This is a genomic window from Pseudonocardia halophobica (assembly GCF_050948485.1).
Lineage (GTDB): Bacteria > Actinomycetota > Actinomycetes > Mycobacteriales > Pseudonocardiaceae > Pseudonocardia > Pseudonocardia halophobica.
This window is the reverse complement of the sequence record NZ_CP192046.1, coordinates 6,909,484-6,929,831: the sequence shown is the minus strand read 5'-3', so window position 1 is coordinate 6,929,831 and position 20,348 is coordinate 6,909,484. Positions and strand designations below refer to the sequence as shown.

Below are 20,348 nucleotides of genomic sequence, written 5' to 3'. Positions count from 1 at the left end.
GCGGCGAACGGTAAAGCCGGGGACGGTCGTACCCTCGACGTCATGGCGACAGGCCCCGACACCGACACGCAGTTCCCGGCCGGCCCGGGCTCCCGGAAGGCCCCCGGCCTGGCGGCCACGGTCGCCCTCTACACGGTCGCGCGGCTCGGGCTGGTCACGGTCATCGCGGCCCTGCTCTCGCTCGCGGGTGTGCCGTTGCTGCTGGCGATCCTGCTGGCGCTGGTGGTGGCCCTGCCGCTGTCGCTGGTCGTGTTCCGCGGGCTGCGCGCCCGGCTGGACCTCGCGCTGGCCGAGTCCGGCCGGCGGCGCGGTGCCCAGCGGGACGCGCTGCGGGCGCGCCTGCGTGGCGACGAGCCCACGCCCGAGGGGAGCGACGGCCCGGACGCGCCCGCGACGCGTGCCGACGCCGACGAGCCGGGCGGGAAGCCGTCAGACCAGCAGGCCGAGGGCGAGACCGATCCCGGTCCCCGCTGACCAGGCCAGCAGCAGCAGGCCGGTGTCGCGCAGCACGCGGATGAGCTTGCGGCCCTCGGCGCCCGCCATGACGCGGCGGACCGGGCCGATCGCGAGCGGTAGCGCGAGCAGGCCCAGCAGCACCGGCCAGCTGAGGACGGCCATGCCGAGCGTGAGCAGGAAGGGCAGCAGCACCAGCGCCGTGTAGAACCGGCGGGTCTCGCGGTCGCCGAGCACCACGGCCAGGGTGCGTTTGCCCACCGCCTCGTCGCCCGCGATGTCCCGCAGGTTGTTCGCGACGAGCACGGCGCAGGTCAGCAGGCCGACGCCGACGGCCCCCACGATCGCGAGCGCCCCGGGCGTCCCGCTCTGCGTGACGACCGTGCCGAGCACGCCGACGAGCCCGAAGAAGACGAAGACCGCGACCTCGCCCAGCCCCGCGTAGCCGTAGGGCTTCCGGCCGCCGGTGTAGAACCAGGCGCCGGCGATGCAGACCGCCCCGACGGCGATCATCCACCACGTGCGGCTCAACGAGACCAGCGTCAGCCCGGCCAGCGCGGCGATGGAGAAGCACACGAGCGCGGCGTTGCGCACCGCGACCGGGCCGGCCAGCTTCGAGCCGACCAGCCGCAGCGGCCCGATGCGCTCGTCGTCCGTGCCGCGGATGCCGTCCGAGTAGTCGTTGGCGAAGTTCACCCCGATCACCAGGGCGACCGAGACGACCAGTGCGAGGACCGCGCGGCCGATCTCGACGGTGCCGGAGCCGATGGCGGCCCCGGTGCCCACCAGGACGGGGGAGACGGCGGTCGGGAGGGTCCGCGGCCGAGCACCCTCGACCCACTGCGCCAGCGTGGCCACGTCCTGAATCTAGTCGCCGGGGGTCGACGCCGGGCGGGGCGCCTCGGCGGTCGTGGTCGCACCGGTGGTGGGCACGGGCGGGGCGGGGGAAGAACCGGTGGGCACGGCGCGGGGGTCCCCGTCGACCGTCGAGGCGCCGGCCCGTACCGCCGCGGACCCACCCACCTCGGCGCTCGCCGCGTCCTGCGCCGCCGGATCCGGCGTCCCGACCGGGCCCGCCACACCCCTCGCGCCGTCACCTGCGCCCGCGCCTGCGTCGGCTGCGCCCGCGCTTGCATCGGCTGCGCCCGCGCCTGCATCGGCAGCGCCCGCTCCTGCGTCGGCGGCACCCGCGCCCGCCGCGACAGCACCGGCGCCCGCCCCGACAGCACCGGCGCCCGCCCCGACGGCAGCGGCACCTGCGTTCGCCGAACCGTCTCCCGCGGTCGCGGCAGCGCCGGCGGCCGGATCCCCGGCGTCCGCAGTGTCCCCGGAGTCCCCGGGAGCTGCGGCGTCCCCGGCGTCCGCGTCGTCCGCGTCGTCCTCGCACACCGGCACGTCCGTCACCCGCGGCAGCACGGAGGCACTGAGGAACTGCCCGTCGCCGATCCGCAGCCAGGCGTCCGACCCGGTGCCCGTGGCGCACTGCACCGGCACGTCGGCGGTGTCCGCGGCCACGCCGACCACCTCCGCGTCGTCCGACGGCGCGGACCGGACCTGCGCGGTGCCGTCCTCGGAGTCCGACTCGACCTTCGACAGCCGCACCGACCCCGTCCACAGGTAGTCGACCTGGACCTGCGAGTTGTCCTTGAGCCCGAGGGCGTCCCAGAACACCCCGTCGGCGAGGTCGATGCCGGCCGGGTTCACGAGCTTGCGGCCGAACTGGTCGTTGCCGCCGTTGTAGCCGTCGCGGAAGGCCGCCTGCGCCTGCGGCACGCCCCGGGGCAGGTCCTTCCACTCCTGGCGCTCGCCGGCCGGGTTCCAGTAGTCGTCCCGGGTGTTCCACGGCCCGACGTCCCACACCGGCGCGAACGCGCAGCGCCCGTTGGGGGCGCACACCCGCACCGAGTAGTCGCTGGTGTCGCGCGGCGAGAGGGCGCGCCGCGAGGGCAGCGCGACGAAGTGGTCCCGCTCGGTGATCACGTGCCCGTTCGAGGTCGTGCCGCCGACGAGCCCCTCACGGGTGGCGAAGACGTTGGCACTGAACGGGGCACCCTCCGTGAGGTCGAGCCCGCCCTCGGTCGCCGGGGCGGAGGCCGCCGTGAGCGTCACGCCGCGCACGGTGGGCGCGGTGCCCTCCACGGTGCCGGTGAGCACGAGCCGGCCCTGCACCTCGGACGTCGAGCCCGGGAGCGTGACGCTCCCGGAGTCCGCGCCCGAGGCCGTCGCCGGGATCCACTCGGTCCAGCCGCCCGCCGGGGTGCGCCCGCGGACGTCGACCGACGCCGTCGTCCCGGGCGGCAGGTCGCCGTCGACGACCGAGTCGACCCGCGAGGTCGGCCGGTCGAGATCCCGCGGGGCGAGCGTGAGCAGTCCGGTCGGGACCGCCCCCGTCGGTGCGGCGTCCTCGGTCATCCCACCCTGCTCGACGGGGGCGGAGAAGGCCGTCGCCGGGTCGAGCCGCACGCCGTCGCCGCCGTCGGTGACCCCCGCGGCCTCGCCGGACGCCAGGTCCGCCGACCACGTGGTGGACGAGCCGCCCCCGCTCGCGCCCGCCGGCGCGACCCCGCCGGCCGCGAGTGCCGTCGCCGCGGCCATCACCAGGCCCGCGCGCCACCTCATCCGCATCCGTGCTCCCCGTCCCCCGTGTGGTTCCTGTGACGGCAGGTGAAGATGTGCCGCATGGGAAGGCAGGCAATCGGATGAAGGCGTAACCGTCAATCAACGGAGAGTGAGCACCACCATGGGGTGTCACCATCCGTCACTGATTCGGGCGGTCTCCCACCGGATCGGGTGTGGACAGCAGGGCGACGAGCGCGGTGCGGTCGGGCTTTCCCACGCCCCGCAGCGGGAGCTCGGGCAGCAGCCGCACCCGTCGGGGGACGGCGGCGCGGCCCTCCGTCGCCCGGACGGCCGCGCGGAGCGCCTCGACGTCCGGTCCGGCCCCCGACGGGACCACGGCGGCCACCACGGCCTGCCCCCATTCGGGGTCCGGCACGCCCACCACGCACACCGCGCCGACGCCGGGCTGGGCCGCGAGGACCCGCTCCACCGCGGCCGGCGCGATCTTCTCCCCGCCGGTCACGATCACGTCGTCCGCGCGGCCGAGGACGGTGAGCCGGTCGCCGACCCACTGGCCGAGGTCGCCGGTCACGAACATGCCGTCGACGAAGGACGCCGCGGTGAGCTCCGGGTCGCCGAGGTAGCCCTCGGCGATCATCGGCCCGCCGAGCGAGAGCCGGCCGTCGTCGGCGAGCCCGACCCGCACGCCGTCGAGCGGCACGCCGTCGTAGACGCACCCGCCGCACATCTCGCTCATCCCGTACGTGGTGACGACGCGGATGCCGACCTCCTCGGCCCGCGCACGCAGGGCCGGGGCGAGCGCCGCCCCGCCGATCAGGACGGCGTCGTAGCCCGCGAGGGCGTACATCCCGGCGCCGCCCTCGTCGAGGACCCGGCCGAGCTGGGTGGGCACCAGGCTGGTGTAGCGGCGGGTGCCGTGCGGCAGCCGGCCGGTGGCGCGGGCGAACCCGGCGGGCCGGAAGCCTTCCCGCAGGTCCTGGACGACGGGCGGGGCGCCGGCGAGCAGGGCGCGCAGCACCACCTGCACCCCGGCGACGTGCTCGGCGGGCAGGGCCAGCACCCAGCGGGCGGGGCCGCCGAGCCGGGCCTCGGTGGCCCGGGCCGACGCCGTCAGCGCCGCCGAGCTGAGCATCACGTGCTTGGGCGTGCCCGTGGACCCCGAGGTGGAGATGACGACCGCGACCTCCTCGGGCACCTCGGGCGCCGGCGCGGTCGCCGCGCCCGGCACCACGGCCGGGCCGGTCCCGTCGAGCGCGGCGTCGAGGCCGTGGACGAGGGCGTCGAGCGACTCCGGGGAGCCGTCGAGCGGGAGTGCGTGCAGGGGCCGCATGATCCCCAGGATCCCACCGGAGGCACCCGTGCCTCCCGGACCTCGTGAGTGGCGATGGTCGCCCGGGCGACCATCGCCGCTCACGCGGTCAGTAGTGCCAGGGGTAGGGCGACCAGTCGGGGTCGCGCTTCTGCAGGAACGAGTCCCGGCCCTCGACGGCTTCGTCTGTCATGTACGCCAGCCGGGTCGCCTCGCCGGCGAACAACTGCTGTCCGACCAGGCCGTCGTCGATGAGGTTGAAGCTGTACTTGAGCATGCGTTGGGCCTGGGGGGACTTGCCGAGGATCTCCCGGCCCCACTGCAGCGCCTCGGCCTCGAGTGAGGCGTGCGGGTAGACGGCGTTGACCGCGCCCATGTGGTGCATGTCCTGGGCGGTGTAGGTGCGGCCGAGGAAGAAGATCTCGCGGGCGAACTTCTGGCCGACCTGGCGGGCGAGGTAGGCGGAGCCGTAGCCGCCGTCGAAGGAGCCGACGTCGGCGTCGGTCTGTTTGAACCGGGCGTGTTCGGCCGAGGCCAGGGTGAGGTCGGCGACGGCGTGCAGGGAGTGCCCGCCGCCGGCGGCCCAGCCGTTGACCACGGCGATGACGGGTTTGGGCATGAACCGGATCAGGCGTTGGCATTCCAGGATGTGCAGCCGCCCGGCCCGGCCGGCGTCGACGGTGTCCGCGGTCTCGCCGGTGGCGTACTGGTAGCCGGTGCGGCCGCGGATGCGCTGGTCACCGCCGGAGCAGAACGCCCACCCGCCGTCCTTGGGGGAGGGTCCGTTCCCGGTGAGCAGCACGGCGCCGACGTCGGCGCTGGTGCGGGCGTGCTCGAGGGCGGTGTAGAGCTCGTCGACGGTGTGCGGGCGGAAGGCGTTGCGGACCTCGGGGCGGTCGAAGGCGATCCGGACCACCCCGCAGTCCACCGCCTTGTGGTAGGTGATGTCGGTGAACGAGAACCCCGGCACGGCCGCCCAGGCCGCGGGATCGAACGTCTCGGACACGAAGTCGGATGCCGCGCTGGTCACGCTCACGAATCTAGTGCGCGCTCTGCCGCCTGCAGCCTGCGCACCTCGTTGTCGAACGCCGCGGCGATGTCGGGCGGGAGCGGCTTGTCGGCCGGCAGCGCCGCGACGATCTCGCCGGCGACCTCGCGCAACTTGCGGTTCGAGCTCTGGGAGACGGCGATCAGCACCCGGAAGGCCTGCTCGTCGTCGCAGCGGTGCACCATCATGATCATGCCCTTGGCCTGTTCGATGGCGGGACGGCTGCGCAGTGCGGTCTCGAGCTGCTCGACGCGTTCGAGCAGCGCGGACTCTCGAGAGGCCTCGTCCGGGCGCGACGGATCGAGGTCGTCGGGCATGTCCACCTGTCCAGCGGGTCTCGGTCTACCGGGGACCGCGGGCCTCGCTGCTGGACCTGCGCCGCAAGACGTTATCAAGCGGGCGGCCGCGCCCCGGAGTGGACACCCCGGGACGACCGGACGTCCACGCGGTGGTGGCCACGCGTCCTCCGGGTGGCGCCGCGGGTCCCGATTGACCGGTGACGTGTCGCATGCCACTCTCGCCCCGGTGCAGGGTGGCACCGGATGAAGCAGCTCCCCGAGACCGCGAGCGTCAACGCGCAGGTCCTCGCCTCGCTCCGCGCCGCGGTGATCACCGGCGAGCTCGCGCCCGGCAGCCTCCACTCGGTGCAGAACCTCGCCACCCAGCTCGGGGTGTCCCGCACCCCCGTCCGCGAGGCCCTGATCAAGCTCGCCCAGCAGGGCATGGTGCGCTTCGAGCGCAACCGCGGCGTCCGCATCCTGCTGACCTCCCTGCACGACCTGGAGGAGGTCTTCGCCCTGCGGCTGCTGCTGGAGCCGCCGGCGGTGCGGCGCGCGGTCACGCGGCTCGACGGGAACCAGAAGCGTGAGTTGCGCCGCATGTTCGCGCACATGGAGAAGGCCGCGAAGGCGGACGACGAGTTCACGATGTTCGAGCACGACCGGCGCTTCCACCGGGTCCTGCTCGAGGCCGCGGGCAACGCGCGGCTGGCCGCGTTCGTCGACGGGCTGCGCGACATGGTGTTGCGCCGCGGCGTGTCGACCGCCCGCGAGTCGCGCAGCCTCGACGACATCGTCGCCGAGCACCGGGCGATCCTCGACCTGATCGAGGCGGGCGACGCCGAGGGCGCGGCGAAGGCGATGCGCGAGCACGTCCGGCACACCGCCGAGCTGCTCATCGCGCAGGAGGCGGGTGCGGACCTGGGGCCGGGACTCGCCGCCGTCGACATCGACCTGGACTGGACGCTGGCCGCCCGTGACCAGGACTGACCGATCGAGACATCGCCATGCGTTGACGAGTGGCATGCCACATGCCACGGTTCCCAGGGAATCGCGCGTGTGACGCGCGCGACCCTCCAGTGCCGAAGGGACCACGATGGCCACTGCGAACAAGCTCAGCGTCATCCCGTGCGGGGCGATGCACGCCGACCTCACGTTCCTGCTGCTCAAGCCCGGGGTGAGCATCCGTGCCCGCTCCGAGAAGGACTCCCAGATCACGTGGACGGAGGTCCCGACGCACTGCGTGCTCGTCGAGACCGACGAGGGCAAGCTGCTGTGGGACACCAGCTGTCCGAGCGACTGGGAGACCCGGTGGAAGCCCACCGGGCTGCAGGAGTTCTTCCCCTACGACCAGGTCGAGGACGACGAGTACCTCGACGCCCAGCTCAACAAGATGGGCGTCGGCCTCGACGAGATCGACTACGTGGTGCTGTCGCACCTGCACTTCGACCACGCCGGCAACGCGCAGATGTTCAAGAACACCAACGCGAAGCTGCTGTGCTCGGACCGCGAGAAGGAGTTCGCCCTGAACTTCGAGGGCGACTTCAACGGCGCCCACCTCAAGGCCGACTACGAGGGCCTGAACTGGGAGACCGTGTCCGGTGACGTCGATCTGCTGCCCGGCGTCAAGCTCATCCAGACCCCGGGCCACACCGTCGGCTGCATGTCCATGCAGGTCGACCTGCCCGACAGCGGGACCATGATCTTCACCTCGGACGCGGTGTACCGCGGCGAGAGCTACGGCCCGCCCGCGGCGCCCGCGGCGATCGTGAACAACCTGGAGCAGTGGTTCCAGAGCGTGGAGAAGCTGCGCGGCATCCAGGAGGAGACCAACGCGCAGATGATCTTCGGGCACGACCCGAACCAGATCAAGGAGCTGCGCAAGGCACCGGAGGGCTCGTACACGTGACCACCCCCGAACTGACCGAGGAGACGATCTTCACCTGGGGTGCTCCGCCCCTGAAGTTCGGCGCCGGCGCGATCGACGAGGTCGGCTTCGAGCTGAGCCAGTACGGCGTGCGGCGGGTGCTGATCGTCACGGACCCCGGGGTCAACGCCCTGGGTGCGCCGCAGCGGCTGGCCGACAACCTCAAGCGCTACGAGATCGAGTCCGAGGTGTTCGACGGCGTGCACGTCGAACCGACGGACGACTCGATGAACAAGGCCACCGAGTACGCCCGGGCGCAGGGCCCGTGGGACGGCTTCGTGGCCGTCGGCGGCGGGTCGGCGATCGACACCGCCAAGGCGATCAACCTGCTGACCAGCCACCCCGGCGAGCTGATGGACTACATCAACAAGCCGATCGGCAACGCCAAGGTGCCGCCGGGCCAGCTCAAGCCGCTGATCGCGGTGCCGACGACGGCGGGCACGGGCTCGGAGTCCACCGCCATGTGCGTGCTGGACATCCTGTCGATGAAGGTCAAGACCGGGATCAGCCACTGGCGTCTGCGCCCGACCCTGGCCGTCATCGACCCGCTGCTCACCATGTCGCTCCCGCCGCAGGTCACGGCCTCGGCGGGGATGGACATCGTCTGCCACGCGCTGGAGAGCTACACGGCGCGGTACTACACGACCTTCGACCGCAAGAAGCCCGAGGAGCGGGTGACCTACTGCGGCTCGAACCCCGTGTCGGACCTGTGGTGCGAGAAGGCGATGAACCTCATCGCGCAGTCGTTCCGCAAGGCCGTGCACGACGGCGCCGAGGACGTCGAGGCGCGGTCGAACATGATGATGGCGGCGACCTTCGCCGGCATGGGCTTCGGCAACTCCGGCGTGCACATCCCGCACGCCAACGCCTACCCGATCGCCGGCATGGTCAAGGACTACGTGCCCGAGGGCTACCCGCCGGACGAGCCGATGGTCCCGCACGGCCAGTCCGTGTCGCTCACCGCGCCGGAGGCCTTCCGGTTCTCCTTCGACAGCGCGCCCGAGCGGCACCTGCGGGCGGCCGAGCTGATGGATCCGCGGGCCGACAAGGTCAACGACCCCAAGGAGCAGCTGCCGTCCGTGCTGGTGCGGCTGATGCAGGACATCGGCATCCCGAACGGGATCGGCGGGGTCGGCTACACCGAGTCGGACGTCCCCGACCTCGTGCCCGGCACGATGAAGCAGCAGCGCCTGCTCGCGACGTGCCCGCGGACCCCGAGCGAGGACGACATCGCCGACATCCTGACGAAGTCCGTCGAGAACTGGTGACCTCGCGCCACCCCCGTTGAGCGAACGGCACTTTCGCTCACACCTAGTGAGCGAAAGTGCCGTTCGCCACCTGAGTCCGAAGGATCGTTCGAGTGCCGATCTACGTCTTCCGGTGCGAGTGCGGTGTGCGCTTCGAGCACCTGGCGTCCATGTCCGACACCACCACCCCGGGCTGCCCCGTCTGCGGCGGCACGACCCGCAAGGTCCCGGCCGGCTTCTCGCTCGGCGGCCAGGCGAGCCCCGGCCTGAGCAAGGACGAGATGCCGCAGACGTGGAAGGGCGTCTACGACGGCAACTCGGAGTACATCGACAAGATGCGCCGGACCTGGGACGCCCGGCAGAAGCTCGAGGAGAAGTACCCCGAGATCGCCGGCGACCAGCGGCCGATCCTGGCCCACGAGGGCAAGTACCACGACGCGCCGCTGCGCGCCGGGGACATCCAGCTTTCCGGCACGGCACCGATGCCCGGCCAGGGCGTCGCGGGGCACGGGCACGGGCACGGACACGGACATGGCCACGGCCACGGCCACGCGGAGAAGCCCGCCACCCCCGCGACGAGCGAGCCCGCCCCCGCTCCGAACCCCACTCCGCCCGGCGGGTCAGACTGAACCCGTGAGTGCGTACGTCCCGACCGACCCCGCCGTGTCCGACGCGGGAACCGAGACCGACGCGGCGGCCGCGCTGGCCGCCGACCTCCGCCGGGTCGTCGGCGGGGAGGTCCGGTTCGACCCCGCGCACCGCGCGATGTGGTCGGCCGACGCCTCGAACTACCGCAAGGTGCCGATCGGCGTCGTGTCGCCGCGGGACGAGGCCGACGTCGCGGCGGCGCTGGCCGTGTGCCGCGAGCACCAGGTCCCCGTCCTGCCCCGCGGTGCGGGCACCTCGATCGCCGGGCAGGCCGTCAACACCGCGGTGGTGCTGGACTTCACCCGGCACATGAACAGGGTGCTGGAGCTCGACCCGGAGGCCCGCACCGCGAGGGTCCAGCCCGGGGTGATCTGCGACCAGCTCCGCGACGCGGCGGCCCCGCACGGGCTGACCTTCGGCCCGGACCCGTCGACCCACAACCGCTGCACGATCGGCGGGATGATCGGCAACAACGCCTGCGGGTCGCACTCGGTGGCCTGGGGCAAGACCGTCGACAACACGGTGGGCCTGGAGGTCCTGACCTACCGCGGCGAGCGGCTCGACACGGCCGCGCCGCAGGGCGAGATCCCGGCGAAGCTGCGCGCACTGGCCGACCGGGTCGGCGACCGCGTCCGGGAGTCCTTCCCCGACCTCACCCGCCGGGTCTCCGGCTACAACCTCGACCAGCTGCTGCCGGAGAACGGGTTCGACCTGGCCCGGGCGCTGGTCGGGGCGGAGGGCACGCTCGCCACCACGGTCGCCGCGACCATGAAGCTGGTCGAGTCGCCGCCGGCGCGCGCCCTGGCCGTCCTCGGCTTCCCCGACGCGTACATCGCCGCGGACAACGTCATGGTCGTCCGCGAGCACTCCCCGCTGACCATCGAGGGCATGGACGCCGGGCTGATCGCCGCGCTGCGCGCCCAGAACCCCGTCGAGACGGGCTGGAAGGCGCTGCCGCCCGGCGGCGGCTGGCTCTACGTCGAGACCGGCGGCGAGACGCGGCAGGAGGCCGAGGACAAGGCGCGCGCCGTCGCGAAGGCGATGAAGTCGTACGGGCTGACCGAGGCCGTCGTCGAGTCCGACCCGAAGCGGATGAAGGCGCTGTGGCGGATCCGCGAGGACGGCGCGGGCATCCTCACCCGCAGCCCGGACGGCGGCGAGGCCTGGCCCGGCTGGGAGGACGCCGCGGTCCCGCCGGAGAAGTTCGGCTCCTACCTGCGGGAGTTCGACCGCGTGCTCGAGCGGCACGGGCGCAGGGGCGTCTACTACGGCCACTTCGGCGACGGCTGCCTGCACGTCCGGATCGACTTCGACCTGCTCACCGAGCCGGGGATCGCGAACTTCCGGGCGTTCATGGAGGACGCGGCCGACGCCGTCGTCGCCCACGGCGGGTCGCTGTCCGGCGAGCACGGCGACGGGCGCGCCCGCTCCGAGCTGCTGCCCCGGATGTACCCGCCGGACGTCATCGCCGCGTTCGAGGAGTTCAAGGGCGTCTTCGACCCCGACGACCGGATGAACCCGGGCTGCATCGTGCGGTCGGCGCGGATGGACGAGGACCTGCGGATCTTCGTCGGGATGCCGACCATGCCGGACGAGCCGCAGCTCGCCTTCACCCACGACCGCGGCTCCTTCACCCGGGCGACCCGGCGCTGCCTGGGCGTGGGCAAGTGCGTGACCGCGCACGGCGGCGTGATGTGCCCCAGCTACCGGGCGACCGGCGACGAGAAGCACTCCACCCGCGGGCGGGCCCGGCTGCTGTTCGAGATGGCCAACGGACAGGTGGTCACCGGCGGCTGGCAGGACGACGACGTCGCCGACGCCCTCGACCTCTGCCTGTCCTGCAAGGGCTGCAAGACCGACTGCCCGGTCGGCGTGGACATGGCCGCGTACAAGACCGAGTTCCTCGCCAACCGCTACAAGAACAAGCTGCGCCCGGCCTCGCACTACTCGATGGGGGCGCTGCCGCGCTGGTTGCGGCTCGTCGGGAAGCTGCCGGCGGGCGCGGTCGACGGGCTGAACGCGCTGGCCCGGGTCCCGTTCCTGGCCGGGCTGGCCAAGCGGGCCGGCGGCATCGCGCCGGAGCGGGGGATCCCGGCGATCGCCCGCGAGACGTTCACCACGTCCGCCCGGTCCCGTGCGCTCGTCGAGGGCCCGGCGCGGCAGGCGCCGCGCGGGCGGCTGCTGCTGTGGCCGGACACCTTCACCGAGCACTTCGACCCCGGCATCGCCGACGACGCCGTGGCCGTCCTGGAGTTCCTGGGCTACGCCGTGGAGCTGCCCCCGCGCACGGTGTGTTGCGGGCTGACCTGGACGTCGACCGGGCAGGTCGGGGCGGCGCGGCGGGTGCTGCGCCGGTCGCTGCGCACGATCGAGCCGTGGCTGACCGAGGGCGTTCCGGTCGTCGGGCTGGAGCCCTCGTGCACCGCGGCCCTGCGCGCCGACGGCGAGGAGCTGCTCCCCGAGGAGCCGCTGGCCAAGGCGATGTCCGGCGGGGTGCGTACCTTCGCCGAGCTGCTGGCCGGGCACGTCGACGAGCTGCGCGAGGCGGTCTCGGGCCCCGGCGCCCGGGCGCTGGTGCAGCTGCACTGCCACCAGTACGCGGACCTGGGCTCGGAGGCCGACCGCGCGGTGATGGCGGCGCTCGGCATCGACGCCGAGGTGCTCGACTCGGGCTGCTGCGGCCTCGCCGGCAACTTCGGCTTCGAGAAGGGCCACTACGAGGTCTCGATGGCGGCTGCCGAGCGGGTGCTGCTGCCGGCGGTCAGGGAGGCGGCGCCCGACGTCGAGGTCCTGGCCGACGGCTTCTCCTGCCGCACCCAGCTCCGCCAGGCGGGCGCCCGGGAGCCGGTGCACCTCGCCCAGCTGGCGGCACGGGCACTGGGCCTGGGGAAGTAAGGGCCGGCTTGCTGTCGGACGGTCGAGCTCACTCGACCGGGTGGACGGTCGACTCGTGTCACCTCCGGCGTAATGCCGACGATCTTCGCGGCGATGTTCCGGATGGAACGGCACGAACGGGAGCACCGCGATGAACGGCCTCATGAGCACGGTCCGGGAGATCACCCAGGCCGGTCCCGCCCGCGGGTCCGCGTCCACCACGTGGCTCGGCTCGCTGGTCGGCACCGTGGCCGAGACGGTGCGGGTGCCCTTCGCCGCCCTCGAGGTCGACGGCCGGATCGTGACCGGCATCGGGGCGTGGCCGGAGCGCGTGGAGCGGGTGCCGCTGGGCTACGGCGTCGAGACCGTCGGCGCGCTCGTGCTGCCGCCCGTCCGACGCCGGGACGCCCTGCTGCTCGACGCCCTGGTGGGCCAGCTCGCGCGGGCCGTGCGGGCCGCGTCGGTGGCCGAGTCCGCCGTGCACGCCACCCGCGAGCTCGCCGGCGCCCACGTGCCGGGCGGCCTGGTCGCGGCCCTCACGGCCGCCGCCCGCGCGCTCGGCGGCGCCGCCGTCGAGGTGTGGCCGCTGCCCGCCCTGGACCCCGCCGTCGAGGCCGCGGCGTACCGGATCGCCGCGGAGGCGCTCACGAACGCCGCGCGGCACGCCCCCGGTGCCCCGGCGCGCGTCCGGATCCGGGCGCGGGGGGACTTCCTCGACGTCGCCGTGACGGACGGCGGCCCCGGCGTACCGGCCGGGTTCACCGCCGGCACCGGCGTGCACGCCATGCGCGGCTGGGCCGCGGCCGTCGGCGGGGTCTGCGTGGTCCGCCGGGGACTGCCCGGCACCCTCGTCGAGGCCATGCTCCCGCTGGTCCCGGCCCCCGTGGTGCCGGCCCAGCGCACACCGGTGGACTGACCGGACGACACGCGGGAACCACGCCGGTACGACAGATCGTTGAACGGTCGACCATCGACCGAGCGACCGGGAGGCCGGACACGTGGAGCGCGACACCGCGGCGACTCGGGACACCGTGGGGCGTGCGTTCGCGCTGGCCGGCCTGGTGGGCGCCGGGATCGCCGTCGTCCTGATCCTGGGGCTCACCCTCGCCGTCGGCCGGGTCGACCCGGTCCGCCGCACCATCAGCGAGTACGCCCTGCACACGGACCTCAAGCCGGTCTTCGACGTCGGCGTTCTGGCCTTCGCCGCCGCGGCCCTGTGCGTGCTGGTCGCGCACGTGCGCGCCGGTCTGGTCCGGGCCGTGTCGGGTGCCTCGACGGGCCTGGTGCTGGCCGCCGTGGGGCTGGTCGCCGTCGTGGTCTTCGAGAAGACGAACTGGGCGGTCGGGCCGAGCGTGGGCGGCACCATCCACCGCTACGCCAGCCTCGTGGCCTTCCTCGCCCTGCCGGTCGCCGCGATCCTCGTCGCCCGCCGGTACCGCCGCGCCACCGCGCCGGAGCGGGGGCCGCGGGCCCGGCCGGCGGCGTGGGTCCGGTGGCTCGCCGTCGCCTCCCTGCTGTGGTTCACCCCGATCCTCGTCGGCTTCGCGCAGCGTCCGTTCACCGGCGTGTCCTGGTGGCAGGCGGTCCCGTTGGGCCTGATCGAGAGGGGTCTGGCACTCACCGAGGTGCTGGTCGTGGTCGCGCTGGGCCTGTGGGCGCTGGCCGCCGCGCGGCGGACGCCCGTCGCGCCTTCCCCGGACGTCGTCGCGGATTCCCGGTCGGGGCGTGAGATGTCCCGCGATTGACCCGCCCGCGCGCGCGGTATCACGGACACATGGTTCCGACGATCACGCTCAACGACGGTGTCCGGATCCCGCAGTTCGGCTTCGGCGTCTTCCAGATCGACCCGGGGCAGGCGACGGTCGACGCCGTGAAGCAGGCGTTCGACGCGGGCTACCGCCACATCGACACCGCTCAGATGTACGGCAACGAGGAGGGCGTCGGGCAGGCGATCGCCGAGTCCGGGCTCTCCCGTGACGAGATCTTCGTCACCACGAAGCTGAACAACAGCCGGCACGGCCGGGACGAGGCGCAGAAGGCCCTCGAGGAGAGCCTCACCACGCTCGGCCTCGACCACGTGGACCTCTACCTGATCCACTGGCCGCTGCCGAAGCGCGACGACTACGTGGAGACCTGGCGCGGGCTCGAGCAGGCGAAGGCCGCGGGCAAGGTCCGGTCCATCGGCGTCTCGAACTTCCAGGTGCCGCACCTGGACCGGCTGGCCGCCGAGACGGACACGGTGCCCTCGGTCAACCAGATCGAGCTGCACCCGACCTTCACCCAGCCCCAGCTGCGCCGCTACCACCGGGACAACGCCATCGCGACCGAGGCGTGGAGCCCGATCGGCCAGGGCGGCGCGCTGCTGAAGGACGAGCTCCTCACCTCGCTCGCGGAGAAGTACGGCAAGAGCCCGGCCCAGATCGTGCTCCGCTGGCACGTCCAGCTCGGCAACGTGGTGTTCCCCAAGTCCGTGACGCCGTCGCGCATCGCCGAGAACATCGACGTCTTCGACTTCGAGCTGGCCGACGACGACGTCGCGACGATCAGCGGCCTCGACAAGGGCGACCCCGGCGCCCGCCTGGGCCCGCACCCGGACGAGTTCACCTGAGCCTGGTCTGCACGCCTGGCCGGTTCTCGGTACGGTCGGTCGAATGCTGGCAATCACCGACACCGCGGCAGAAGCCATCAAGTCCCTGACCACGGACGCCGAGCTGCCGGACGGCGGGGGGCTGCGGATCGCGGCCACCGACCCGGAGCAGGGCCTCGAGCTCTCGCTGGCGGCGCAGGCGGACCAGAGCGACACCGTGCTCACCGGCGAGGGGCTGAACGTCTTCCTCGAGCCGATGGCGGCCGAGGTGCTCGACGACAAGGTCCTCGACGTGCAGCCCTTCACGAACGAGCAGGGCCAGGAGGAGCTGCGCTTCGCGATCGGCCCGCAGGGCGAGCCGCAGGCCTGACGCACCACACGTCCGACAGGGGCGGTCCCTCCACCGGGAGGGGCCGCCCCTTCGCCGTGCTCGGGAATCTGCGGGGCCTTCTGCAGGCCGTGTTCAGCGCCGCACGGGCACGGCGATCGAGACGCCGGTGAGCGCCTCGGCGCGCTCCCAGAGCGCCCGCTGCACCGCGCGGTCGTGCGAGGCGCGGCCGGACCCGACCGGCCGCGGCGCGCCGCGGGTCTCGCCCGGCCCGCCGGGCCCGACGTAGGTGCCGCCGGGCAGGTCCGGCACCGTGGCCGCGTACAGCGTCGGCAGGGCCCCGCCGGCCGCGTCCTGGGCGACGACCCGGTTCGCGACGGCCATGAACCGGTCCTGGACCGTCCCGGTGCGGGTCTGCAGGTTGGTCGCCGCGTAGCCGGGGTGCGCGGCCACCGAGCGCAGCAGCGAACCGGCGGCCACGAAGCGGTGCTGCAACTCGTAGGCGAACATCAGGTCCGCCAGCTTCGACTGCCCGTACGCGAGCCAGCGCTGGTAGCGGCGCCGCTCCCAGTTCAGGTCGTCGAGGTCGATCCGCCCGATGCGGTGCATGAGGCTCGACAGCGTGACCACCCGGTCGGTGATCCGCGGCAGCAGCAGCCCCGTCAGCGCGAAGTGGCCGAGGAAGTTCGTGCCGATCTGCATCTCGAACCCGTCGGCCGTCCGCTGCTCGGGCACGGCCATCAGTCCGGCGTTGTTCACGAGCACGTCGACGGGACGGTCGAGGGCCGCGGCGAACCGGCCGACCGAGCTCAGGTCGGCCAGGTCCAGCTCGCGGACCTCGGTCGAGCCGGTGAGCGAGGCGGCGGCCGCCTCACCCTTCGCCGTGCTCCGGCAGGCCAGGACGACGTGCGCGCCCGCGGCCGCGAGCGCCCGCGCCGCCTCCAGCCCGATCCCGCTGTTGGCGCCGGTGACGACGACCGTCCGGCCGGTCAGGTCGGGGACGTCCGCTGTGCTCCAGGAGGCCATGCGGCGTTCCTACCAGCGGCGCCCCCGACCGGCTCAGCGGGTGACCGCCGAGATCATCGGGAACATCTCGAACCGGGCGACCCCGGCCACGACGGCCGGATCCCCTTCGCCGAGCGCCCGGGCGTCGTCGAGCGACTCGCCGTTGACGATGCCGAGGCCCCACGCCCCGGCGGGGTCGGCGACCGGCCCGAAGAAGATCGTCCGGCCGGCCTCCAGGAGGCCCCGCCAGTACTCGCCGTGCTCCGTCATCGCGGCGCGCTCGCGCTCGTCCATCGTCACGGCGAAGTCCGGGCGCGGCGGCACGAGCCGGTACAGGAACCAGTTCACGGTGCGTCCTCCCGCACGGCGTCGGCGAAGGCGCCGAGGATCGTGGCCCAGCCGCGCTCGAAGGCGCCGCCGGAGTAGCCCCCGGGCAGCGCGCAGGCGGCCCGGAGCTCCTCGAGCGAGAGCCGGTCCCAGCCCCGGTGCTCGAGGTCCACCCGGGTGGTGGTCCCGTCCAGGGCGACGAAGCGCAGCTCGACCTCGGTCGGGGTGCCGGTGACGTTCCACGTCATCGTCAGCCCGACCGGCGGGTCCCAGGCCAGCAGCGTGCCCCAGTCGTGGCTGCTGCCGTCGTGCCAGTGCTCGGTGACCGTGCCCCCGACCCGGCGGTCGACGGTCACCGAGGCGATCCGGTCGCTGCCGCCGAGGGAGAACGGGTCGAGCGGCCACCACTCGGCGAGCCGGTCGACGAACACGCGGAACGTGCGCTCCCGGGTCGCCGCCACCACGGTGGAACGGTGGATGGGTGGGCGGGCGAGGTCGACCACCTCGCCGTAGGTCTCGCTGCTCACGACTCCTCCTCCACGAGGGCGCGCGCCCGGTCGAGCGCGTCGGACCAGATGCCGTCGAGGGCCGCCTGCAGCTCGCGGACCGCCTCCCGTCGGGCACGGTACAGCCGGCGGGTGCCCTCGCGGCGCTCCGCGATCAACCCGGACTCCTTCAGCACGGTGAGGTGCTGGCTGACGGCCGTGCGGGACACCTCGAACTCCGCGGCGATCTCGCCGGCCGCGCGCTCGGTGGTGGCGACCAGCCGCAGGATCGCCCGGCGGCGCGGCTCGGCGAGGGCCCGGAGCATGGCCCCGACCCGGTCGTCGAGCGGAGCGGGAGAGGTCACGATCCCCCCGTCGGTCCCGCCCACAGGCCGACCGTGTTGCCGTCCGGGTCGGCGAACATCGCGAACGAGCCGAACCCCTCGGGCAGGTCGGTGGGCTCCACCAGCCGGGACGCCCCGAGCCCCTCGGCCTTGCCGAGCCAGGCGCCGAGGTCGTCGACCCCGACGTAGAACTTCACCCCGGTGTCCCCGGGCTGGTACGACGGCCCGATCCCGCCCATCAGCGGTCCCGGCTCCGAGTGCGTGTCGACGAGCCCGTAGCCGCCCCAGGCGGGGTCGGCGTTCACGGTCCAGCCGAAGAGCTCGCCGTAGAAGCGGCCCAACCGGTCGGGGTCGGTGCTGACGATCTCGAACATCGCGACCGGGTTCCCCATGACGACCTCCCGAGTTGTTCTGTGCGTGTTCGCTAACGTTAGCAAGAGCTGACAGAATAGGCAACGGTCGGTCCCGCCCGATCAGGCGGTGGGTCAGGCCTGACGGTCAGGCCTCGGTGAGGCGGCCCTCCTCGACGCGCCACCGGCGGGTGGCGCGGACCGTGTCGAGCATCCGGCGGTCGTGCGTGACCAGCAGGACCGTGCCGGGGAAGGCGTCGAGGGCCTGCTCGAGCTGCTCGATCGCGGGGAGGTCGAGGTGGTTGGTGGGCTCGTCGAGCACCAGCAGGTTCACCTCGCGGGCCTGCAGCAGGGCCAGCGCCGCCCGGGTGCGCTCGCCGGGGGAGAGCGACGAGGCGGGCCGCGGCACGTGCTCCTTCGTCAGCCCGAACTTGGCCAGCAGCGTGCGCACCTCGGACTCGGGCCAGTCCGGCACCGCCCGGCCGAACGCCGTGACCAGCGGCTCGTCGCCGAGGAAGAGCCCGCGGGCCTGGTCGATCTCGCCGACGGTCACGCCCGCGCCGAGGCCGGCGGAGCCCTCGTCGACCGGGATCCGCCCGAGCAGGGCGCCGAGCAGCGTGGACTTCCCGGCCCCGTTCGCCCCGGTGACGATCACCCGGTCCGCCCAGTCGACCTGCGCCGTGACCGGGCCGAGGACGAAGTCGCCCCGGCGCACGACGGCGCCGTCGAGCCGGGCGGCGACCGCGCCGGACCGCGGGGCCGCGGCGATCGTCATCCGCAGCTCCCACTCCTTGCGGGGCTCCTCGACGACGTCCAGCCGCTCGATCGCGCGCTGGGTCTGGCGGGCCTTCGCGGCCTGCTTCTCGCTGGTCTCCGCGCGCTTGGCCTTGACGTTCTTGTCGTTGTCCTTCGACTTCCGCCGCGCGTTGCGCACGCCCTGGGTCATCCAGTTGCGCTGCATCTGCGCGCGGTCCTTCAGCGCGCCGAGCTTGTCGTCGTACTCCTCGTAGGCCTCGCGGGCGTGCCGGCGGGCGATCTCGCGCTCGGCCAGGTAGCTGTCGTAACCGCCGTCGTAGACCCCGACCTGCCGCTGGTGCAGGTCCAGCTCCACGATCCGGTTGACGGTGCGGGCCAGGAACTCGCGGTCGTGGCTCACGATCACGGCCGGGCTCCGCAGGCCCTGGACGAACTTCTCCAGCCGCTCCAGACCGTCGAGGTCGAGGTCGTTGGTGGGCTCGTCGAGGAGCAGCACGTCGTAGCGGGAGAGCAGCAGCGCGGCCAGCCCGGCGCGCGCGGCCTGGCCGCCGGACAGTGCCGTCATGGGGGCGTCGAGCGGCACGCCGAGGCCGACCTCGGCCGCCACCTCGCCGGCCCGCTCGTCGAGGTCCGCGCCGCCGAGGGCGAGCCAGCGGTCGAGGGCGGCGGCGTAACCGTCACCGTCCCCGCCCGCGCCGAGCTCCTCGGCCGCGGCGTCCATCGCGACCTGCGCGGCCGCCACCCCGGTGCGGCGGGCCAGGTACTGCGCCACGCTCTCGCCGGGGCGGCGCTCCGGTTCCTGCGGCAGGTGGCCGACCGTCGCGTCGGGCGGACCGAGGGCGACCTCGCCCTCCTCCGGCCGTTGCTCGCCGGCGAGCAGGCGCAGCAGGGTGGACTTGCCGGCACCGTTCACCCCGACGAGCCCGACGACGTCGCCAGGCGCGACCACGAGGTCCAGGCCGCTGAACAGGACGCGGGCACCGTGCCCGGCGGACAGGCCCGTGGCCCGGAGGGTCGCGCTCATGACAGTGCCGAGGGTACGGGGACGATGTGCGCATGACGCTCCAGCCCTTCCCCGACGACTGGTCGCGCGCGCTCGTCGTGGTCGCGCACCCCGATGACATGGAGTACGGCGGGTCGGGCGCCGTCGCCCGCTGGACGGAGGCGGGCAAGGAGGTGACGTACCTGCTGGTCACCCGGGGCGAGGCGGGCATCGACACGATCCCGCCCGTGGAGGCCGGGCCGCTGCGGGAGGCGGAGCAGCGGGCGGCCTGCGCCGCGGTCGGGGTCGCGGAGGTGGAGTTCCTCGACCATCCGGACGGCGTGGTCGAGTACGGGCTCCCGCTCCGGCACGACATCGCCGCGGTGATCCGGCGGCGCCGGCCCGAGCTCGTCGTCACGGGGAACTTCGCCGACCGCTGGCCGGGCGGGTGGCTCAACATGGCCGACCACGTCCACACCGGGCGCGCCGTCCTCGACGCCTGCCGCGACGCCGGCAACCGCTGGGTCTTCCCCGGCGCGGGCGGCGACCCGTGGACGGGCGTGCGGTACCTCGCCGCGACCGGCGCGCCGGAGCCCACCCACGCCGTCGACATCGGGCCGGTGTTCGACCGGGCCGTCGCGTCGCTGTCCTCCCACCGGGCCTACCTGGCGGGGCTCGGCGACGACGTGATGGCCGACCCGGAGACCTACCTGCGGTCGCACGCCGAGGCGGTCGCGCAGCAGTTCCCGGGCGCTGACCTGGCCGTCGGCTTCGAGCTGTTCCCGATGTGACCGGGTGGTGTGAGCAGCGGAGCACGGCG

General features: G+C 73.7%; 22 protein-coding genes. 11 read left to right on the top strand and 11 right to left on the bottom strand.

The genetic code is table 11. The annotated features are described in order from the left end of the window. Positions 1-42 precede the first annotated feature (42 nt). Complete coding sequence (locus tag ACQP04_RS33105; protein ID WP_433504386.1) at positions 43-474, top strand: DUF4229 domain-containing protein; 432 nt, start codon at positions 43-45, stop codon at positions 472-474. Here the strand turns inward: ACQP04_RS33105 and ACQP04_RS33100 are convergent. From ACQP04_RS33100 to ACQP04_RS33080, 5 genes are all read right to left on the bottom strand, one after another. Next, positions 430-1,311, bottom strand: a complete 882-nt coding sequence (locus ACQP04_RS33100) for a 1,4-dihydroxy-2-naphthoate polyprenyltransferase (protein ID WP_433504385.1) — start codon at positions 1,309-1,311, stop codon at positions 430-432. The two genes, ACQP04_RS33105 and ACQP04_RS33100, sit on opposite strands and share 45 nt — an antisense overlap. A gap of 9 nt (positions 1,312-1,320) precedes the next feature. After that, complete coding sequence (locus ACQP04_RS33095) at positions 1,321-3,078, bottom strand: hypothetical protein (protein WP_433504384.1); 1,758 nt, start codon at positions 3,076-3,078, stop codon at positions 1,321-1,323. A gap of 133 nt (positions 3,079-3,211) precedes the next feature. Next, positions 3,212-4,363 carry an o-succinylbenzoate--CoA ligase gene (menE, locus tag ACQP04_RS33090; RefSeq protein WP_433504383.1) on the bottom strand — a complete coding sequence of 384 codons (1,152 nt, stop codon included), beginning with the start codon at positions 4,361-4,363 and terminating at the stop codon, positions 3,212-3,214. A gap of 88 nt (positions 4,364-4,451) precedes the next feature. Further along, positions 4,452-5,372, bottom strand: a complete 921-nt coding sequence (locus tag ACQP04_RS33085; RefSeq protein WP_433504382.1) for a 1,4-dihydroxy-2-naphthoyl-CoA synthase — start codon at positions 5,370-5,372, stop codon at positions 4,452-4,454. Positions 5,373-5,374: 2 nt separating this feature from the next. Then, a complete protein-coding gene (locus ACQP04_RS33080; RefSeq protein ID WP_156068117.1) occupies positions 5,375-5,707 on the bottom strand; it encodes an ANTAR domain-containing protein in 333 nt (110 codons plus the stop codon). 225 nt (positions 5,708-5,932) lie between these two features. Between ACQP04_RS33080 and ACQP04_RS33075 the strand changes: the two genes are divergently transcribed. The 9 genes from ACQP04_RS33075 (at position 5,933) to ACQP04_RS33035 (ending at position 15,321) form a co-directional block, all read left to right on the top strand. Further along, complete coding sequence (locus ACQP04_RS33075) at positions 5,933-6,658, top strand: GntR family transcriptional regulator (RefSeq protein ID WP_037054602.1); 726 nt, start codon at positions 5,933-5,935, stop codon at positions 6,656-6,658. 106 nt (positions 6,659-6,764) lie between these two features. Then, positions 6,765-7,577, top strand: a complete 813-nt coding sequence (locus tag ACQP04_RS33070; RefSeq protein WP_037054600.1) for an N-acyl homoserine lactonase family protein — start codon at positions 6,765-6,767, stop codon at positions 7,575-7,577. After that, positions 7,574-8,863, top strand: coding sequence for a hydroxyacid-oxoacid transhydrogenase (locus ACQP04_RS33065; protein WP_037054598.1), 1,290 nt, complete (start codon positions 7,574-7,576; stop codon positions 8,861-8,863). Before ACQP04_RS33070 ends, ACQP04_RS33065 begins: the two co-directional genes overlap by 4 nt. Positions 8,864-8,955: 92 nt before the next feature. After that, positions 8,956-9,471 carry an FmdB family zinc ribbon protein gene (locus tag ACQP04_RS33060; protein ID WP_433504381.1) on the top strand — a complete coding sequence of 172 codons (516 nt, stop codon included), beginning with the start codon at positions 8,956-8,958 and terminating at the stop codon, positions 9,469-9,471. Positions 9,472-9,505: 34 nt separating this feature from the next. After that, positions 9,506-12,385, top strand: coding sequence for an FAD-binding and (Fe-S)-binding domain-containing protein (locus ACQP04_RS33055; RefSeq protein ID WP_433508484.1), 2,880 nt, complete (start codon positions 9,506-9,508; stop codon positions 12,383-12,385). Between the two features lie 142 nt (positions 12,386-12,527). Further along, positions 12,528-13,280, top strand: coding sequence for an ATP-binding protein (locus ACQP04_RS33050; RefSeq protein ID WP_433504380.1), 753 nt, complete (start codon positions 12,528-12,530; stop codon positions 13,278-13,280). Positions 13,281-13,362: 82 nt separating this feature from the next. Beyond that, complete coding sequence (locus ACQP04_RS33045) at positions 13,363-14,109, top strand: DUF998 domain-containing protein (protein WP_433504379.1); 747 nt, start codon at positions 13,363-13,365, stop codon at positions 14,107-14,109. 29 nt (positions 14,110-14,138) lie between these two features. Further along, positions 14,139-14,972, top strand: a complete 834-nt coding sequence (locus ACQP04_RS33040; protein WP_433504378.1) for an aldo/keto reductase — start codon at positions 14,139-14,141, stop codon at positions 14,970-14,972. Positions 14,973-15,015: 43 nt separating this feature from the next. Further along, the gene (locus ACQP04_RS33035; RefSeq protein ID WP_037053146.1) at positions 15,016-15,321 is read left to right on the top strand and encodes an adhesin; all 306 of its coding nucleotides are present in this window, start codon (positions 15,016-15,018) and stop codon (positions 15,319-15,321) included. Positions 15,322-15,414: 93 nt separating this feature from the next. Here ACQP04_RS33035 and ACQP04_RS33030 read toward each other — a convergent pair whose 3' ends face one another. The 6 genes from ACQP04_RS33030 to ACQP04_RS33005 all read right to left on the bottom strand — a co-directional run bounded on the left by ACQP04_RS33030 (position 15,415) and on the right by ACQP04_RS33005 (position 19,570). Beyond that, complete coding sequence (locus tag ACQP04_RS33030; RefSeq protein WP_433504377.1) at positions 15,415-16,305, bottom strand: oxidoreductase; 891 nt, start codon at positions 16,303-16,305, stop codon at positions 15,415-15,417. A 33-nt stretch (positions 16,306-16,338) separates the two neighbouring features. Further along, on the bottom strand, positions 16,339-16,632 hold the full coding sequence (locus tag ACQP04_RS33025; protein WP_433504376.1) for a YciI family protein: 294 nt from the start codon (positions 16,630-16,632) through the stop codon (positions 16,339-16,341). Then, positions 16,629-17,138, bottom strand: a complete 510-nt coding sequence (locus ACQP04_RS33020; RefSeq protein WP_433504375.1) for an SRPBCC domain-containing protein — start codon at positions 17,136-17,138, stop codon at positions 16,629-16,631. Before ACQP04_RS33020 ends, ACQP04_RS33025 begins: the two co-directional genes overlap by 4 nt. Further along, a complete protein-coding gene (locus ACQP04_RS33015; protein ID WP_231498437.1) occupies positions 17,135-17,461 on the bottom strand; it encodes an ArsR/SmtB family transcription factor in 327 nt (108 codons plus the stop codon). The genes ACQP04_RS33020 and ACQP04_RS33015 overlap by 4 nt, the downstream gene beginning before the upstream one ends. Continuing rightward, positions 17,458-17,832 carry a VOC family protein gene (locus ACQP04_RS33010; RefSeq protein ID WP_433504374.1) on the bottom strand — a complete coding sequence of 125 codons (375 nt, stop codon included), beginning with the start codon at positions 17,830-17,832 and terminating at the stop codon, positions 17,458-17,460. Before ACQP04_RS33010 ends, ACQP04_RS33015 begins: the two co-directional genes overlap by 4 nt. Before the next feature lie 106 nt (positions 17,833-17,938). Beyond that, positions 17,939-19,570: an ABC-F family ATP-binding cassette domain-containing protein gene (locus tag ACQP04_RS33005; RefSeq protein WP_433504373.1), complete on the bottom strand. Its 1,632-nt coding sequence runs from the start codon at positions 19,568-19,570 to the stop codon at positions 17,939-17,941. A gap of 32 nt (positions 19,571-19,602) precedes the next feature. On the opposite strand from ACQP04_RS33005, the gene ACQP04_RS33000 reads away from it, so the two are divergent. Further along, the gene (locus ACQP04_RS33000; RefSeq protein ID WP_433504372.1) at positions 19,603-20,319 is read left to right on the top strand and encodes a PIG-L deacetylase family protein; all 717 of its coding nucleotides are present in this window, start codon (positions 19,603-19,605) and stop codon (positions 20,317-20,319) included. Positions 20,320-20,348 lie beyond the last annotated feature (29 nt).